Source organism: Labrenzia sp. CP4, from assembly GCF_001579905.1.
In the GTDB taxonomy this organism is placed as follows: domain Bacteria; phylum Pseudomonadota; class Alphaproteobacteria; order Rhizobiales; family Stappiaceae; genus Roseibium; species Roseibium algicola.
The window spans coordinates 530,162-547,204 of record NZ_CP011927.1 but is presented as its reverse complement, the minus strand read 5'-3'; the positions used below and the strand labels follow the sequence as shown (position 1 = coordinate 547,204).

Annotated in this window: 16 protein-coding genes; 11 read left to right on the top strand and 5 right to left on the bottom strand. The window is 60.4% G+C overall.

Annotated features, from left to right (window positions below; translation table 11 throughout):
• The first annotated feature begins 2 nt into the window (after positions 1-2).
• Positions 3-695, top strand: coding sequence for a hypothetical protein (locus ACP90_RS02665; RefSeq protein ID WP_062491285.1), 693 nt, complete (start codon positions 3-5; stop codon positions 693-695).
• 63 nt (positions 696-758) lie between these two features.
• On the opposite strand, the gene ACP90_RS02660 is transcribed toward ACP90_RS02665, so the two are convergent.
• The 3 genes from ACP90_RS02660 to folP form a co-directional block, all read right to left on the bottom strand.
• Complete coding sequence (locus ACP90_RS02660; protein ID WP_062486625.1) at positions 759-2,174, bottom strand: sulfatase-like hydrolase/transferase; 1,416 nt, start codon at positions 2,172-2,174, stop codon at positions 759-761.
• 110 nt (positions 2,175-2,284) lie between these two features.
• Complete coding sequence (gene folK / locus ACP90_RS02655) at positions 2,285-2,800, bottom strand: 2-amino-4-hydroxy-6-hydroxymethyldihydropteridine diphosphokinase (RefSeq protein ID WP_077291535.1); 516 nt, start codon at positions 2,798-2,800, stop codon at positions 2,285-2,287.
• Positions 2,797-3,633 (bottom strand): dihydropteroate synthase, encoded by an 837-nt coding sequence (gene folP, locus ACP90_RS02650; protein WP_208993544.1) that lies wholly within the window; start codon positions 3,631-3,633, stop codon positions 2,797-2,799. Before folP ends, folK begins: the two co-directional genes overlap by 4 nt.
• 294 nt (positions 3,634-3,927) lie before the next feature.
• Between folP and ACP90_RS02645 the strand changes: the two genes are divergently transcribed.
• The gene (locus tag ACP90_RS02645) at positions 3,928-5,502 is read left to right on the top strand and encodes an alkaline phosphatase (protein WP_062486618.1); all 1,575 of its coding nucleotides are present in this window, start codon (positions 3,928-3,930) and stop codon (positions 5,500-5,502) included.
• A 211-nt stretch (positions 5,503-5,713) separates the two neighbouring features.
• Here the strand turns inward: ACP90_RS02645 and ACP90_RS02640 are convergent, their stop codons facing one another.
• Complete coding sequence (locus ACP90_RS02640; protein WP_023002824.1) at positions 5,714-6,925, bottom strand: multidrug effflux MFS transporter; 1,212 nt, start codon at positions 6,923-6,925, stop codon at positions 5,714-5,716.
• Entirely contained in the window at positions 6,922-7,383 is a 462-nt protein-coding gene (locus ACP90_RS02635; protein WP_023002823.1) for a MarR family transcriptional regulator, read from the bottom strand. Before ACP90_RS02635 ends, ACP90_RS02640 begins: the two co-directional genes overlap by 4 nt.
• A gap of 204 nt (positions 7,384-7,587) precedes the next feature.
• On the opposite strand from ACP90_RS02635, the gene typA reads away from it, so the two are divergent.
• The 9 genes from typA (at position 7,588) to nudI (ending at position 17,016) form a co-directional block, all read left to right on the top strand.
• The gene (typA, locus tag ACP90_RS02630; protein WP_023002822.1) at positions 7,588-9,411 is read left to right on the top strand and encodes a translational GTPase TypA; all 1,824 of its coding nucleotides are present in this window, start codon (positions 7,588-7,590) and stop codon (positions 9,409-9,411) included.
• A 430-nt stretch (positions 9,412-9,841) separates the two neighbouring features.
• On the top strand, positions 9,842-10,765 hold the full coding sequence (locus ACP90_RS02625) for a rhodanese-like domain-containing protein (RefSeq protein WP_062491282.1): 924 nt from the start codon (positions 9,842-9,844) through the stop codon (positions 10,763-10,765).
• Between the two features lies 1 nt (position 10,766).
• On the top strand, positions 10,767-11,897 hold the full coding sequence (locus ACP90_RS02620) for a YeeE/YedE family protein (RefSeq protein ID WP_208993437.1): 1,131 nt from the start codon (positions 10,767-10,769) through the stop codon (positions 11,895-11,897).
• Positions 11,894-12,070, top strand: coding sequence for a hypothetical protein (locus tag ACP90_RS28495; protein ID WP_168687431.1), 177 nt, complete (start codon positions 11,894-11,896; stop codon positions 12,068-12,070). The genes ACP90_RS02620 and ACP90_RS28495 overlap by 4 nt, the downstream gene beginning before the upstream one ends.
• A 157-nt stretch (positions 12,071-12,227) precedes the next feature.
• Entirely contained in the window at positions 12,228-13,280 is a 1,053-nt protein-coding gene (locus tag ACP90_RS02615; RefSeq protein ID WP_062486615.1) for a MaoC family dehydratase, read from the top strand.
• 76 nt (positions 13,281-13,356) lie between these two features.
• Positions 13,357-14,130 carry a LuxR family transcriptional regulator gene (locus ACP90_RS02610; protein ID WP_062486612.1) on the top strand — a complete coding sequence of 258 codons (774 nt, stop codon included), beginning with the start codon at positions 13,357-13,359 and terminating at the stop codon, positions 14,128-14,130.
• 85 nt (positions 14,131-14,215) lie between these two features.
• Positions 14,216-15,697 carry an indoleacetamide hydrolase gene (iaaH, locus tag ACP90_RS02605; RefSeq protein WP_062486609.1) on the top strand — a complete coding sequence of 494 codons (1,482 nt, stop codon included), beginning with the start codon at positions 14,216-14,218 and terminating at the stop codon, positions 15,695-15,697.
• Between the two features lie 89 nt (positions 15,698-15,786).
• Positions 15,787-16,389: an HD domain-containing protein gene (locus ACP90_RS02600; protein WP_082809647.1), complete on the top strand. Its 603-nt coding sequence runs from the start codon at positions 15,787-15,789 to the stop codon at positions 16,387-16,389.
• A gap of 195 nt (positions 16,390-16,584) precedes the next feature.
• The gene (gene nudI / locus ACP90_RS02595; RefSeq protein WP_062486606.1) at positions 16,585-17,016 is read left to right on the top strand and encodes a nucleoside triphosphatase NudI; all 432 of its coding nucleotides are present in this window, start codon (positions 16,585-16,587) and stop codon (positions 17,014-17,016) included.
• Positions 17,017-17,043: the final 27 nt, after the last annotated feature.

Here is a 17,043-nt window from a genome sequence, read left to right as displayed (position 1 = left end):
ACATGACAACACCGGCGGCAGCAAAGCTCGAACAGAACCTTGCTGCCGCCGGTTTTTTGTTGCTCGGCGGCTTTGCTCCTGATGGCACCGTTGCCGTTCCACCTCTTGCCAGCGGCAAGCAGGCCCGAAGCCTTCTGTTGATCGGCAGTACCGGTCCGTCGATCTGGCCGCACCTGACGGCAAGTCCGGAATACAAAAACGGCGACCCGGATCCTCTCGACCGCTACACGCGACGCAGCCTTTTGGACCTTGCCGAGGCATCCGGCTACGAACCGGTGTTTCCCTTCGAAGGCCCGCCCTATCACCCGTTCCAGCAATGGGCGATGAAGTGCGGCGGCTTCTCCCAAAGCCCGCTCGGCGTTCTCACCCACCGGACCTTCGGCCCCTGGGCCGGCTTCCGCGCAGCGTTTCTGAGTGCGGAACCCTTTGACGGACCGACGCCGGTCACGATGGACGGCCCCTGCCCGACCTGCACCGATGCACCTTGCCTCACGGTTTGCCCGGTCGGTGCCGTCACGGTGCACGAAGGCTACAAGGTCACCGACTGCCGAAACCATCTGGCGACCAGCCGCAACCTCGATTGCTGGTCCGGCTGCCTGGCAAGACGGGCCTGCCCCTTTGGCCAGGAGCACCGACAAAGCCAGGCAACAGCCGGGTTTCACATGGAGAGTTTTGTTGGACTGGCAACGCGTTGAAACGACCAGCCAAACTGTAACAGATTACCACCCAAGTCAGATCTTGCTCCCAGAACAGCCATACTAGTTCTGGGTAGCTGACAACTTTGCCGCAAGTGTCTGTTGCTCGTCTCTTTTGGGCCTAAGGTGAAGCCAGGCAACTCTTCCTGGAGCAAACTTGTTGCGCGCACTCCGCGAAAAAAGAGGCGGATGGTGATCGCCGACAAGCACAATTTCGGTTTCCGCGAGACTTTCATCAAGCGCTATCGCCTTGACCAGATGTGAGACATTCACCCACTGCTCCGCCATCCGGCAAAGTTCGACATCTCCAAAAACACCGCCGCCATCGTCACAGGAAAATCTAGGCGGTACTTCGCCGGGGTTGACCGGCTTGTGGGAATTCAGCGTAAGCCAATAGGCAAACTTGCGGTCACCGTCAGCTTCCAACAGAAATTTCCCAACGGCTTCGGCAGCGTCTTCATCGCAATATCCCTGGAAAGCGATCCCGCACAGGGGCAGGGTTCGGTCGGCGCCAAACCCAAGTTTGTTTTCCATGAAGAAGAGGTCCTGGAAGCCGATCTTCGGATACCAATCGAACCGTTCGAAGAAGTTGCCCGTAAAGGCGTGAAACGCGGCTGTGCGGTATCCCGCCTGGACGGCTTTCAGCGGCAGACACTCACCACTCTCCCGATCGCGAAAATCCCGATAATCCGCCTTGAGATTGCAAAGCTCGCGAACCTCGCCGGAAGTCGTCGACCCGAAATACACCGCGTCGCCTTGTTCAACGACATAGTGATCGGCAACATCGCGTTCCAACAGAGGCTGCCAGATCAGGTCTCGCAGTTCCTGCGAGGCAAACGCGCCCAGGCCTTCCACCATCACCACAAGCACATTGCGCTTTTGTGCATCGTCCAGATGATCTTCCAGGCCGCTGTAGAGACTGGCCGCATCGTCGGTTGGCACATAGCTTTCCTCAACGCTCGTGGCTGCCAGCGCATATTCCTGAGGCAGGGAATTCGCCCACCAGTCGAACCCGGCGTAGATCGCCAGCACCACGAAAAAAGGCGCCAGGTTCACTGTCTGGCGGTTCTGACGGGTGCGAACCACGACTTTGTACGTCAGGGCAAAGGACACCAGCAGAACAATGGCGGCAGCAAGATAGACTGCAGAATTCATCAGGCTGAGATTGCCAGCGTAACGCAGGGAGTCCACCAGCATTGGCAACGGCATCTGGAAAAAGTTGGAAATCAGGACAAGAACGTCAACGGTCATCACCGCAAGAAGCAGAACAAAGAAGACAGACCGATGCAGGTAGAGACCCAGCAGACAGATCAAGGACAACAGGAGAACGAAGAACGTCCGGAAAGGGCAGTAGAACAAGCTGAGAAAAATGAAGACGGCATTCGGGATCAGGATAGCCCCAAAGGCAAACACGAGCGTGTCCGCCGACAGGAGATGCCGCTTCTCAAGAGCATTTTTCAGACTTTGAACAACTGACATGAATACGGGACCTGGATAATCTCCAGCCGAATCCTGTCCAAGAATGTTTAAATTAACGTTCCGACCGTCGGTTTTACCGCCCCGGCGCTATCGCCGCTCGGTTCAAAACTTCACCCGTCCAGCTTCACCACGCCATCCTGGTCCGGGCAGGTTTCCAATGCTTCCATCGCGGTGCGGCCGTCGCCCAATGGGGCGTCGGGCCAGATTTCGGCGAGCGGGATCAGAACGAAGGCCCGGTCGCCCATGCGCGGGTGCGGGATTTCGAGGTCGTTTTCGGCGACCTTTTGCAGACCGTAGATCAGAACGTCGATGTCCAGCGTCCTTGGGCCCCAGCGCACGTCGCGCACACGTCCGAGTTCGGTCTCGATTTCAAGACAGCGCTTCAGCAGCGCCTGCGGGCTCATGGTGGTATCGATCACCACGCAGCAATTGCGGAAATCGTCCTGCGGCACCGGCCCCCAGGGCGGCGTCCGGTAATCGGAGGACCGGGACACCAGCATGACGCCGGGTGTTTCCTCCAGCCGGCGGATCGCCTCATCCAGATTGGCCTTCGGGTCACCAAGGTTGGATCCGAGCCCGAGCGCACAACGGGTCGGGGCGTCAGCCATCGCATTTTCGGCATTCATTCGACAGGGTTCCGTTCCAGGCGGGTTGCCTCGATCATACGCACGCAATCGGCATGTGGACTTACGTCATGCGCCCGCACAATCGAAGCCCCTTTCAGCATGGCCGTCATGTGAACGGCAACGGATCCGAACAGCCGGTCTTCCGTTTCCGCTTCCAGCACGGCACCGATCATGCGCTTGCGCGACGCACCCGCCAACAGGGGCAGGCCGTGTTTCTTCAGCGTTTCGAAACGGTTCAGGACGATGAAATTCTGGTTGATGGTCTTGCCGAAGCCAAAGCCCGGATCAAGGATCTGCTTTTCCCTGGCAATCCCTGCCTTTTCCGCCAGCTCCATCGAGATTTCGAAGAACCGGTCGATGTCCGAAAGAATGTCCAGTCCGGCATCGGCGGCAAGACGGTTATGCATCATAACTACATGCACGCCGGCCTCGGCAACAACCTCAGCCATGGCTGGATCCTTTTGCAGACCCCACACATCATTGACGATGACCGCCCCTGCCGCGCAGGCGCGGCGCGCGATCTCCGCCTTGTAGGTATCGATCGATACGGGCGTTCCCATGTCGATCACCTGATCGAGGATCGGATCGAGCCGCGACCATTCCAGGTCCAGTGGCACCGGTTCGGACCCCGGCCGCGTGCTTTCACCGCCGACATCCAGAATATCGGCCCCTTCCAGAATCATTTCCTGTGCACGCCGCAAGGCGGCATCCGCATTGGCGTGGCGCCCGCCATCGGAAAAGGAATCCGGGGTCACGTTCAGGATCCCCATCACGTGGGGGCGTTGGTGTCCGGCGTCGAAACGCGGCGGCTCGTAGGCTGTCGGGGTCGGCATCATTGCGTCCTTTTGACGGTCAGGCACGTGTTTGGCCCGTCTGACACCGACGGTCAAGCGGCACCAATGCGACTTCACCCTGCTTGACCCCGCTCCAAGGCTGTGGACGATCACGATTTGGAAGCAATTTGGAGGTTCAATCGTTCGGCGGGGGTTTTCCGGCAATCTGTACACGCCGTCATCAAAAATTCGGGAAACGGTCTTGGAACAGACATCCGTCTGTCACGGAGCTTCAGCACCTGATGTTTTTGCCAAGGGACTCGCCCCTGCGGTCCCCAGCCACGGAGCTTGAAAATGTCTTCAAACGTTTCTCGACGCAATTTTCTGAAATCATCGGTTGCTACCGGTCTGGTACTGGCCTCACCGCTGGCCATGCCGGGCCTCTCGCGTGCGGCCTCGCGTCCGCAGATCACGCACGGCCTTCAGTCCGGCGACGTTAATGCCAATTCCGGCATGATCTGGGCCCGCTCGGACCGTCCGGCGCAAATGCTGGTGGAAGTCGACACGACCGGCACGTTCGAAACGCCGCGGCGCCTTGCCCCGATCAATGCGCTTCCCGACTCGGATTTTGCCGTCAAGCGACTGCTTGAGAACCTGCCGTCCGATCAGGAAGTCTTCTACCGCGTCGCCTTTGCCAACCTGAACGACGTCAATGCCGTATCCGAGCCGATCACCGGCCGGTTCCGCACCGCCCCGGCGTCCCGCCGCAACATTCGTTTCGCCTGGTCGGGCGATACCGCCGGTCAGGGCTGGGGGATCGATACCGACCGCGGCGGCATGAAAACCTACGCCACCATGGCAAAACATCAGCCGGACTTCTTCATCCACTCCGGCGACACGATTTATGCCGATGGCCCGATGAAGGAAACCGTCGAGCTCAAGGACGGCACCGTCTGGAAGAACATCGTCACGGCAGAAAAGTCCAAGGTTGCCGAAACGCTGGACGAATACCGCGGCCAGTGGAAATACAACCTCATGGACGAGAACCTCAAGGCGTTCAACGCGGAAGTGCCGACCTTCTTCCAGTGGGACGATCATGAAGTCGTCAACAACTGGTCGTCCTCCAAGGATCTCCTGTCTGACGACCGCTACAGCGAGAAGAACATCCACCTTCTGGCCGCTCGCGCCGGCCGGGCTTTCCACGAGCTGGCTCCCATCCGCTACACCCCGGCCGAGCCGGGCCGCGTCTACCGCAAGATCGCCTATGGTCCGCTGCTGGACGTATTCTTCCTGGACCTGCGCTCCTATCGCGGGCCGAACGGCGCATCGATGGAAGACACCATGACACCGGCTTCGCGCATCCTCGGCGCCGAGCAGCTTGCCTGGCTGAAGCGTGAACTTCTGAATTCCAACGCCACCTGGAAGGTCATCGCCTGCGACATGCCGATCGGCCTGATCGTCTGGGACAACTGGAAAGACCAGGCCGGCGCCGAAGCGGTTGCCAACGGCGACCACGGCGCACCGAAAGGCCGAGAACTGGAATTCGCCGATCTGCTGCGCTTCATCAAGACGGCAGACATCGACAACATCGTCTGGCTGACCGCCGATGTGCACTACACCGCCGCGCATTACTACAATCCGGACAAGGCCCAGTTCCAGGACTTCAAGCCGTTCTGGGAATTCGTCTCCGGCCCGATCCATGCCGGCACCTTCGGCCCGAACGATCTCGACATGACCTTCGGCCCGGAGCTTAAGTACATCAAGGCCCCGACCGCCGAACAGGGAGCCAACCTGCCCCCGTCCATGGGGCTGCAGTTCTTCGGCCTGGTCGACATCGACGGCCAGAGCGAACAGCTCACCGTCCGCCTGATGGACCGTGACGACGTCGAACTGCACACCGTCACGCTGGATCCGGTTCGCAAGGCCTGATCAGAGTTTCCAGAAAAAAGAGCGGGCCGGGAAACCGGCCCGTTTGTTTTAAAAACCTACCTTCGTCATCCCGGACGCAGCGAAGCGGAGATCCGGGACCGAAGAGCCGAGGTGTTTCCGATGGAGACTTATCATTCGGCGCTGTGCCTCCCCGGTCCCGGCTCGCGCTGCGCTTGGCCGGGATGACGACGGAGAGGCGGAAAATGTGCGCCTACTCCGCCGCCGCCGGCTGACGGATCTGGCTGCGCAGGATCAGGAACAGAATGATGCCGGCGATGGGCATACCCGGCAGAATGAAAGCGAGACCGAGGATCGGCTCTCCGAGTGCAGCGATCGCGAGGCTGGCGACAATGCCGCCACCGAACTGCAGAAAGCCGAGCATGGAACTTGCCGAACCGGCGATATGCGGGAACGGCGCCATGGATTCGGTGAAGCTTGCCGGCAGAACCAGCGCCAGCGCGAAGGTGAACAGCGCCACCGGCCCCATCACCGTCAGGATCGTCGGTTCATGGGTGAGCGTGACATAGCACATCAGCGTTGACGCAACGACCCAGAGGCTAAGCCCATAGGGCACCAGCTTGCGGGCTTCGAAGAAGCGAAGCAGACGACCCGTGAGGATGGTTCCAGAAATGAAAGAGCCCGACTGGATGATCATGGTCAGCCCGAAGGCGGACGGCGTCAGACCGACCTCATAGATCAGGATGAAAGGCAGGACGGTCGCCAGTGCATAAAGGTTGCCGAGCCCGAAACCGATGAGAAGGCTTGGCGCCAGAAACCTCGGGTCCTTCAGCAAGGTGCCGTAGTTGATCGCAAGTTGCCGTGGATTGAGGTGATGCTTGCCCGGCTGCGGGTTGGTTTCAACCTGAAACACGAGCACTGCAACCATCAGCAACGCACCGTAGATCACCATGCACCAGAACACTTCCTGCCAGCCGAACAGTTCCAGCACGATCCCGCCGATAGTGGGTGAGATCGCCGGACCAAGGGCCAGCATCATCGCGATCGTATTCATGATCCTGGCAGAGGCCTGGCCGGTAAACTGGTCGCGGACGATGGCGCGCGACACCGCGATGCCGACCGCGGCCCCCACACCTTGAAGGGCTCGGGCAAAGACCATGAACTCGACAGTCGGCGCGAAGGTCGCCAGCACGCTTGAGACGAGATAGAGGACAAGGAAGGCGATCGTGACCGGCTTGCGCCCAAAGGCGTCCGTCAGAGGGCCGCAAACCAGCTGCGTGACGGCAAAACCGGCGAAATACGCCGTCAGCGTAAGCTTGACCGCTGAATCGGTGGTCCCGAAGGCTTCGACCAGGGCCGGCATGGCCGGGGTATAAAGCGCCATCGAAATGGGGCCGATAGCGACAAGCCCGGCCCCGAGAAGCGATGTACGTCTTGCGCTCATGATTGAGCTGTCGGCGGTCATTTCTGTTTCCCTTTGGAAACCTCCTGCAGCAGGCTGTCTTTCATGGTCTGCAGAAGCGATTCCAGTATCTGCCGTTGGTCGGCGGGAATGTCCTCAAGCGCCCTGGAGCGCACCTCTTGCAGGGCAGTCCCAATTTTCTCAAGCAATGGATCGGCCGACGGCGTCAGCTCGATTATCTTGGCCCGGCGGTCGTTCGGGTCCTGGCAGCGGCGGATCAATCCGGCCTTTTCGAGCGTGTCGAGGTACCCGACCAGGGTCATAGGCTCGACATACATCGCATCTGCCAGAACAGCCTGCCGTTGACCCGGAAGTCGCCAGACATAAAACAGCGTACGCGCTTCTCCGGCAGTCAGACCAGTGTCGACCTTGGATAACTCCGCCTCGAAGTTTCGCCGCAGCAACCGTGCCAGATCAACGACCAGCATGGTGACACCGACATTCGGAGTTGGAACTCCCATCGCCACCCCATTTTAGTAAGGTTACCTTACGAATACGGTGCTTCAGGAAGCACTGTCAATGCGTAGATGTGACATTGCGTTGCACAATTCCCTCGCGCCACGTATAAAGGCGCCAAATTCGGCGCGGATGCCGATCCATAGCATAATCAACTTCCAGACAAGCTGCGGGTCCCCAAGGGCCCGTTCTGTCTTTTGGAGCCACTCATGAACCTTCGTAATATTGCCATCATCGCGCACGTTGACCATGGCAAAACCACACTCATCGACGTTCTTCTGAAGCAATCCGGTGCCTTCCGCGACAACCAGCGTACCGAAGAACGGATGATGGACTCCAACGATATCGAGCGTGAGCGCGGCATCACCATTCTGGCCAAGGTCACCTCGCTGGTCTGGAAAGACACCCGCATCAACATCGTGGACACACCGGGCCACGCCGACTTCGGCGGCGAAGTCGAGCGTATCCTACACATGGTCGACGGCGTGATCCTTCTGGTGGACGCTGCTGAAGGCCCGATGCCGCAGACCAAGTTCGTGCTCGGCAAGGCCCTCAAGCTCGGCCTGAAGCCGATCGTCGCCATCAACAAGATCGACAAGCCGGAACAGCGTGCCGATGAAGTGCTGGACGAGGTCTTCGACCTGTTCGCAGCCCTCGACGCCAATGAAGACCAGCTCGACTTCCCGGTGCTCTACGGTTCGGCCAAGCAGGAATGGATGGCTCTGGAGCCGAACGGCCCGCAGGACAGCATGGATCCGCTCTTCGACATGGTCCTCGACAAGGTGTCACCGCCGGAAGCCCAGCCGGGCGATTTCCGCATCTTGGCAACCACCATCGAATCCGACCCGTTCCTGGGCCGCATCCTGACCGGCCGTATCGTGTCGGGCACCGCTCTGCCGAACATGCCGATCAAGGCGCTCTCCCGTGACGGCAGCGTCGTTGAAAACGGCCGTATCTCCAAGATCCTTGCTTTCCGTGGCCTGGAACGTCAGCCGATCGAAAAGGGTGAAGCGGGCGACATCGTCGCCATCGCGGGCCTGACCAAGGCAACCGTTGCCGATACGCTGTGCGCCCCGTCGGTCAATGAATCCCTGCAGGCTCAGCCGATCGATCCGCCGACGCTGTCCATGACCTTCCGCGTCAACGACAGCCCGCTGGCCGGCACCGAAGGCTCCAAGGTTCAGTCCCGCGTCATTCGCGACCGCCTGAAGAAGGAAGCAGAAGGCAACGTCGCCCTGAAGGTGGAAGACACCGACGAGCCGGACGCATTTGTCGTCTCCGGCCGCGGCGAACTTCTTCTGGCGATCCTGATCGAGAACATGCGCCGTGAAGGCTTCGAGCTTGGAGTTGGCCGTCCGCGCGTCGTCTATCAGTATGACGATGCCGGCAACCGCCTGGAGCCGATCGAGGAAGTCATCATCGACGTTGATGAAGAACATTCCGGCGTCGTGGTTCAGAAGCTGCAGGAACGCAAGGCCGACCTTCTGGAAATGAAGCCGTCCGGCGGTGGCCGCACCCGTCTGGTGTTCCACGCTCCGACCCGCGGCCTCATCGGTTACCAGTCCGAACTGCTGTCCGACACCCGCGGCACGGCGATCTTCAACCGTCTGTTCCATGGCTATGAGCCGCACCGGGGTCCGATCCAGGGCCGTCACACCGGCGTGCTGCTGTCCAACGGCACCGGCGAGGCAGTTGCCTATGCCCTGTTCAACCTGGAAGACCGCGGCCCGATGATGATCGATCCGGGCACCAAGGTTTATCCGGGCATGATCATCGGCGAACACACCCGCGGCAACGACCTGGAAGTGAACGTGCTGAAGGGCAAGCAGCTCACCAACATCCGCTCCGCCGGCAAGGACGACGCTGTCAAGCTGACCACGCCGAAGAAGCTGACCCTGGAAGCAGCGCTTTCCTACATCGCAGACGACGAACTGGTGGAAGTCACGCCAGACTCCATCCGCCTGCGCAAGGCCGTCCTCGACCCGCATGAGCGCAAGCGCGCGGAACGTGCGGCGAACAAGGAATCGGCATAAGCCTGATTTGAAGAACCAGAAAAAGCCCGGGCACTGTCCCGGGCTTTTTGCTTTTTCAAGACCAGTTTCCATCGCACCTCATCCTGAGGAGCCGCGTCAGCGGCGTCTCGAAGGATGGGTACTTGCTCCGAAAACTGCCGCCCATTCTTCGAGACAGCGCTTCGCGCTTCCTCAAAATGAGGTTTTGGTTTCCCTTCCCCGGTTTTCAGGGCCCACTTGTTTCGCCGGCAGACCAGAAGACTTGAGGCTGTCTTCAAACCTTTGCCGCAACCAATTGCCACGGCGCATGTGCGCCTTGGTTTAAATTGTCAGTCCGGTGACGGAAATTGAAACGCCATCCCACGCCTCCCGACCGGGAACCCCTTAAAATTCCGCCTGAGAATTGAAGCGCCTGGCCTCAGGGCAACCGCGCACAAGGAAGGCTGAACCAATGAAACATTTCGCTCTCGCACTGGCGATGACCGCAAGCCTCGCCACATCCGCCACCGCCGCAAGCTTCGGCCCACTGGTGGAGGCTGCCGAGCTGTCCGCGTCGCTGGACACCGTGGAGCCGGTGCTTCTGGACATCCGCAACGAGGGATACGAGAAAGGCCATGCAGACGGCGCGCTGTTTGCGCCCTATCGCATGTTCCGCGGACCGGCGGAAAACCCCGGTGGCCTTGTGGATGTTGAAAAGCTGGAAGCCGAACTGGAAGAACTCGGCCTGGAGCAGGATACGCCAATCGTGATCCTGTCCGAAGGCAAGACCGATACGGACTTCGGCTCTGCCGCGCGTGTCTACTGGACCTTGAAATCCACCGGCTTCACCGACCTGTCGATCCTGAACGGTGGCCTGGAGTCCTGGAAAGCCGCCGGCCTTCCGGTCAACGCCACGGCCGAATCCGCCTTTCCGAGCGAGCTGGAACTGACCTTTGACGACACCTGGCTGGCCACCACGGCAGACGTTTCCGCCGTCGCTGCAGGCGAGTCGAACGCGCTTCTGGTAGATGCTCGCCCGGCAGACTTCTTCAATGGCAAGAAGGCGCATGAAGCTGCCTCGCGTCCGGGAACCCTGCCGACCGCCATCAACCACACCTACACAGCGTTCTTCAAGGAAGGCTCGCCAACAATGTCCACCGCCATCGATCCTGCCGCGCTGAAAGCATCGCTTGGTGTCGAAGACGGCAAGGATACGGTTTCCTTCTGCAACACCGGTCACTGGGCCGCAGCTCACTGGTTTGCGGTGTCCGAAGTCGCCGGAGTGGAAAACGCAAAGCTTTACGCGGGCTCCATGGTCGAATATTCCCAGTCCGGAAACGAGATGGCCAACACACCGGGTCTCGTACAGAACCTGATAAACCAGATACTGAACTGACGTGACCACAGCCGCAGACATTCATACCGCCGCTGCGACGCCAATCTGGCACCGCGGCGGTCTTGTTTTGGCCGCCCTTGCAGCCGTTCTGGCCACCGCCCTTCTGGTTGGTGGCCGGTATGGCCTGTTGCTTGCCGTCGGCCTTGGCTTCGGCATCGTGTTGGAAGGCCTGCGCTTCGGTTTTGCCGGCCCCTGGCGTGCGATGATCCTGCGCCGGGACCCGGGCGGCCTTTGGGCGCAGCTTCTGTCGATCGCCCTTGTCTCACTGGTGGCCTTTCCCCTGCTTGCCGCAAACCAGGGCGAGCTGAGCGGCGCACAGGGTCCAATCGGCTTTGCCATGATCGCGGGAGCCTTCGTCTTCGGCGCTGCCATGCAGGTCGTGCTTGGATGCGGGTCCGGCACCCTGGTCAATGCCGGGTCCGGCAACGCGGTTTCCCTTGTCGCCCTGCCTCTCTTTGCCATCGGCAGCTTTGCCGGGGCCTATCACCTGATCTGGTGGACAGATCTTGGGGCATTGCCCGTTCTGACCCTGTCCGGCTGGCAAGGCGCGGCGATTACCCTCCTCGGACTTTCGGCAATCGCCGCAGTGCTCTGGAAACTGGCAGCTCCCGAAAACCGGCGCCTGCCTCGCCGGTTGATAATTGCAGCTGTGCTGCTGGCCGCCCTTGCCATCCTGAACCTGATCGTGGCCGGCCAACCCTGGGGCGTTGTCTATGGCCTTGGCCTTTGGGCTGCAAAGGCGGCATCTGCAGCCGGGGCGGATCTTTCCGGATCCGCTTTCTGGAGTGCACCTGCCTCCGTCGAGCGCCTGACCCATAGCCTGCTGACGGATTACACGTCCCTCACCAATATCGGCATCATCCTGGGTGCCTTTCTGGTCGCCAGCTGGCGCACCGGCGGCCTGTCACAGAAAATCCAGTCGCTGCCGGCCCAGGCCTGGCTCGCCGCAATGGTCGCGGGCTTTCTGCTGGGCTATTCCTCACGCCTTGCCTTCGGCTGCAATGTCGGCGCGTTCTTTTCCGGCATCTCGACCGGCAGCCTGCACGGCTGGGTCTGGTTCGCGGCCGCCTTTGTCGGATCGATCTACGGCGTGAAACTGCGCCCGCTCCTGAAGCTGGAGGCAAGATCATGACCCGGCTGGTAACAGCTTCCGTCGCCCTTGCCGGACTTGCCGCAATGATTGCTCTCGATGCATCTGCGACACCGCCCAATCCCTACAAGGCCCCGAAACTTCTGGCTCTGGGCTCCGGCACCGCCCCAAGCGGCGGCTTTTGCGGTGCGCTGCCCGACCCGGCCGGCAAATAGCCGAGCGCCCTCTGCCAACCGGCAACCGCTCCTGCGTTGCCACAGGATGCCAAAGCCTCGACTTGCATTCACAAGGTCATCGGCAAAACGTCTGACTTGCTTGTGTGCACCGCAGCGGGCTTAATCCTCTCCGACAAATCAGAACCGGGAGGCACAGGTGAGCAAGACCAATCGCGGCAATTTCTTCGAAGACTTCAAGGTGGGACAGGTCATCCGCCACGCAACGCCGCGCACCGTCACCAGCGGTGACCAGGCGCTTTATACCGCGCTTTACGGCTCTCGCTTTGCGGTTCAGTCTTCAGACGCTTTCGCAAAATCCCTGGGTTATTCCCACGCCCCGGTCGACGACCTGCTGACCTTTCATATCGTCTTCGGCAAGACAGTGCCGGACATCTCGCTGAATGCCGTCGCCAATCTGGGTTATGCGGGCGGCCGATTCCTGGCACCGGTTTTCCCGGGAGATACCATTTCCACCGTCTCCGAGGTGATCGGCAAGAAAGAGAACTCCAACGGCAAGACCGGCGTCGTCTATGTGCGCTCGACCGGCTACACCGAAAACGGCACCGAGGTGCTGGATTATGTCCGCTGGGTGATGGTCAACAAGCGTGTTGCCGCCAATCCGGCGCCGGAACCGGTGGTGCCGGAACTTCCCTCAGCGCTCGACCCGCAGTCACTCGGCACCGCCGTGCCATTGCTCGACACCGCCAATTGGGACAATGACCTGGCCGGATCCGAGTACCGTTTCGACGATTACGAGATTGGCGAGAAGATCGACCATGTCGACGGAATGACGGTGGAGGAAGCCGAGCATCAACTGGCAACCCGCCTTTACCAGAACACCGCCAAGGTGCATTTCAACCAGCACACGGAAGCTCACAACCGTTTCGGCCACCGCCTGGTCTATGGCGGCCACGTGATCTCCATTGCCCGTGCACTGTCGTTCAACGGGCTGGCCAACGCGTTTCATATTGCCGGCATCAACGGCGGTCGCCACGTCGGCCCGCTGGCGGCCGGCGACACGGTTTATGCCTGGTCGGAAGTTCTGGACAAGGCGGACATCGACGGCCGCTCGGACGTCGGCGCGCTGCGTCTGCGGCTTGTCGCCACCAAGAACCGGACCTGCCATGACTTCCCCGGACAGGACCATGAGGACAACTACCTGCCCGAAGTGGTTCTCGATTTCGACTACTGGGCCCTGATGCCGAAATAAGCATGACACCCGGCCCGATCCTTTTGGATGACGGATCTCCTCTTCCTCGCTACCATGACGCAAGAGGAGGTCTGGCATGCTGACAACGCTTTCGGGCCGAGAAACAAATCTGATCTTCGCGATCATGCAGGACATGATCGCCATCCAGGACGCACGGCAACTCAGGCTGCAGCTTGGCACCCGCTTGCTGGACCTTCTGGAGGCGGACTACTTTGCCTCCTACGTCTGGACAAGGACCGACGGCGACACGGACGGCGTGTTCCTGAACATGGACGAGAGCAATCTCGCCGCCTACCAGCACCATTTCCAGCACTGCGATCCGATTACACCCAGATTCCGCATGTGCCGGCGCGCCACCCACCTCGATCAGGTCATTTCCCGGGAAGATTTCCTGCGCACCGAATTCTACAACGACTTTCTGGCACGGGACGGCCTGCATCAGGGCATGAACTTCCATGCCTATGCGGCGACCGGCCATCTGGGCGACCTGCGCATCTGGCGCGGCGCCGGCAAGGAAACCTTCCAGCAGCGCGACCTGGAAATACTGAACGCGATCGGCACGTCCTTCGGACATGCCCTTGCGAACATGCAGGCACACGAACGCAAACAACGCGATGCCGACCCCCGATTGCGCTTGACGGCCTGGGCGGGCCACCACGGGCTCACCAGCCGGGAACAGGACGTGCTTTGCCTGGTGAGTGAAGGCAAGCGCGACCGCGAGATTGCGGCGGAACTTGAAATCTCCGTCACGACCGTTCGCACCCACCTCAAGGCGATGTTTCAAAAATCGGGGGTGACCAGCCGGGCGGAACTGCTCGCCAGCGTCAACACGCGACTTTCTCTCCAATAAACGAAGCGCCTCCTCATTTTCGAGGATGCGCCGGAAAAGGCACGGGCGTTTGCTGTTTCCCTCATGCACAAGAAGGGGAACAAACATGAAAGTGCATCTCACAGCAGGGCTGACTGCGATCGCAGCCGTCTTTGCCGGTCCGGCGTTTGCCGCCGACGACATCACCAACATGAGTGCAGCGGAAACGGCGAGCGCCATAGCCGGACAGACGCTGACAGCCACGGATCTCGTCAACGCCCTCATCGCCAGAACCGGCGATGACCCGGGCAATGTCTACATAACGTTCGACAGCGAAGGCGCGCTTGCAGCCGCTGCAGCCGCCGATGAAAGCGTGAAGGCAGGTAAACCCCTCGGACCGCTGCACGGCGTGCCGATTGTCGTGAAGGACAACATTGCCTCCGCTGGCCTGCCAACCACCGGTGGGACCCCTGCCCTGAAAGGATGGGTGCCCGCAGAAGACGCGCCTGTCTTGAAGAAACTACGCGATGCGGGTGCAATCCTGCTCGGTAAGACCAATCTTCACGAACTTGCTTTCGGCATCACCTCGAACAACGCCGCGTTCGGCGCGGTTGCCAACGCCTATGATCCGGACCGCTTTGCCGGCGGCTCGAGTGGCGGCACCGGCGCTGCGATCGGTGCCAGGCTGGCGCCCGCCGGCCTTGGAACCGACACGGGTGGCTCGGTACGCATTCCCTCGGCACTCAACGGTGTCTCCGGTCTGCGCCCGACCACAGGCCGCTACCCGGCAGAAGGTATCGTGCCGATTTCCGCGACCCGCGACACGCCCGGTCCGATTGCAAGAACGGTTTCCGACCTGGTCCTCCTTGATGCGGTGATCACGGGTAGCACTGCGACACTCGACCCTGCAGACCTCGGCACCGTCCGCCTGGGTGTTCCAGGCGTGCTGACGGACAACCTCTCACCGGAAACGGACCGTCTCTTCAAGGAAGCCCTGGACAAGCTGCAGGCCGCCGGCGTGACTCTTGTTCCCGTCGATATCAGCACAGAGCTTGAACTTGCCGGAAAAGCCGGTTTCCCGATCGCCCTGTGGGAAGTGAAACGGGATCTTGCCGCCTTTCTGGAGACGCATGAAACCGGGCTCGGGCTGCAGGACATAGCCGATGAAGTCGCCAGCCCCGACGTCAAATTCGTCTTCGACAATCTGGTGCTGGGCAACCAGGCGATCCCGGATGCAGTTTACCGGGAGGCAATGGACGACATGCGGCCATTGATCCAGGCCGGATATGCTGAAGTCTTTGCAGCCAACAAGCTGGACGCACTGGTTTTCCCGACGACCCCGCTGCCGGCACAGCCCATCACCGGATCCGATGAAACCGTGTCGCTGAACGGAGAAGACGTACCGACCTTCCCCACGTTCATCCGCAACACTGATCCGGGTTCCGTCGCCGGTATTCCTGGCCTGTCCTTGCCCGCGGGGCTGACATCGGACGGCCTGCCCGTCGGCCTGGAGCTTGATGGCCCTGCCTATTCCGACCGGCATCTGCTGTCGCTCGGCCTGGCAATCGAAGCGGTTCTGCCGCACCTTCCGGCGCCAGCGTCAAACTAGGCAGAGGGCCTCCACAGAAGCAGGGTGTTTCCTGTCTGGACTTTATCGGAAGTCCTGGCGCACACTCCCGCAAAACAGGAGTGTGCGCCATGAAAACAGTGTCCTTCACCCAGATGAAAGATGGCACCAAGGAAGACTACGATCTGCTGGCGGAAGCGGAGCGGCCCTATCACGCCCTGACACCGGAACGGATCCTGTCCGAGCTGAAGCGCCAGAACGAGGACACGCTGTCCGGCTACAAGATCACCCGCATGCAGCATGGCCTGCAGGCGGCCACAAGGGCGCGTCGGGAAGGGGCGGACATCGACTGGATCGTCGGCGCGCTTCTTCATGATATCGGCGACGGGCTGGCCCCGCAGAACCACGACCGATTCTCGGCCGAGGTCATCCGCCCCTTCGTGCGGGACGAGGTTGCCTGGGTGGTGGAACATCACGGCATCTTCCAGATGCTCTATTACGGCCGTCACTATGGCTGGGACGAAAACGCCCGGGATCAGTTCAAGGATCACATGCACTTCCAGGCCTGCGCCGACTTCTGCGAACGCTGGGACCAGTCCTCCTTCGATCCCGATTATGAAATGGACATGCTGGAAAGCTTCGAACCTCTGGTGCGCGAGGTTTTCTCGCGAAAGGCCTACGACCCGGCCGTGCTGCAGGAAGGCATTTCAAGGGGATTGCCGCCGCTGCAGTAAAAGACAAGCACGTGATCGACGCGGTAGCTTTTGACTTTCAAAACACCGATCGACACTCCATCGCAAACAACCCGTCTATCGCTCCCTGAACCTTTCAAAGGTTCGGGAGACTGCCCTCCTGTTGCGACGAATGCCGCCGTTGCCGCGGATCGTAACCGGACTTTTCCTCGTAAAATCAGTTAGATCGAGAAAGACATGCGTCAGAGAATTATTGTTTGCCCTTTGATCGAAAACGAAGGCGCGTACCTTCTGTGCAAGATGCCAAGCGACCGGGGTGTCTTTCCCGGACAATGGGCACTTTCGGGGGGCGGTCTGGAACAGGGTGAGCGGATGACAGAGGGACTGCTTCGAGAAATCTCGGAAGAACTGGGATCCGACCTGACGATTGAGGCCGTCCAACCCTGGACGTTTCGCGACGATGTCCGGACAAAGACCTACCCGGACGGCACCTCCGAGCAGATTTACATGATTTATCTCATATTTGACTGCAAGGCGGCGAACCGCAGCGTTTCCATCAACGAAGAGTTCGAGGACTTCGCATGGGTCCTTCCCGAAGATCTCGGCAAATATGATCTCAACGAAGCCACAAGAATGACGCTTGAAGCAAAGGGCCTGCTGCCGTCCTGACAGGTGTCGAGGATCCCGAGATCTGCC

Coding starts and splice junctions, on each gene's coding strand:
- nudI (WP_062486606.1), top strand. CDS start 16,585: ATGCGTCAGAGAATTATTGTTTGCCCTTTGATCGAAAACGAAGGCGCG.
- ACP90_RS02610 (WP_062486612.1), top strand. CDS start 13,357: ATGCTGACAACGCTTTCGGGCCGAGAAACAAATCTGATCTTCGCGATC.
- iaaH (WP_062486609.1), top strand. CDS start 14,216: ATGAAAGTGCATCTCACAGCAGGGCTGACTGCGATCGCAGCCGTCTTT.
- ACP90_RS02665 (WP_062491285.1), top strand. CDS start 3: ATGACAACACCGGCGGCAGCAAAGCTCGAACAGAACCTTGCTGCCGCC.
- folP (WP_208993544.1), bottom strand. CDS start 3,633: ATGCCGACCCCGACAGCCTACGAGCCGCCGCGTTTCGACGCCGGACAC.
- typA (WP_023002822.1), top strand. CDS start 7,588: ATGAACCTTCGTAATATTGCCATCATCGCGCACGTTGACCATGGCAAA.
- ACP90_RS02625 (WP_062491282.1), top strand. CDS start 9,842: ATGAAACATTTCGCTCTCGCACTGGCGATGACCGCAAGCCTCGCCACA.
- ACP90_RS02600 (WP_082809647.1), top strand. CDS start 15,787: ATGAAAACAGTGTCCTTCACCCAGATGAAAGATGGCACCAAGGAAGAC.
- ACP90_RS28495 (WP_168687431.1), top strand. CDS start 11,894: ATGACCCGGCTGGTAACAGCTTCCGTCGCCCTTGCCGGACTTGCCGCA.
- ACP90_RS02640 (WP_023002824.1), bottom strand. CDS start 6,925: ATGACCGCCGACAGCTCAATCATGAGCGCAAGACGTACATCGCTTCTC.
- folK (WP_077291535.1), bottom strand. CDS start 2,800: ATGAATGCCGAAAATGCGATGGCTGACGCCCCGACCCGTTGTGCGCTC.
- ACP90_RS02635 (WP_023002823.1), bottom strand. CDS start 7,383: ATGGGAGTTCCAACTCCGAATGTCGGTGTCACCATGCTGGTCGTTGAT.
- ACP90_RS02645 (WP_062486618.1), top strand. CDS start 3,928: ATGTCTTCAAACGTTTCTCGACGCAATTTTCTGAAATCATCGGTTGCT.
- ACP90_RS02660 (WP_062486625.1), bottom strand. CDS start 2,174: ATGTCAGTTGTTCAAAGTCTGAAAAATGCTCTTGAGAAGCGGCATCTC.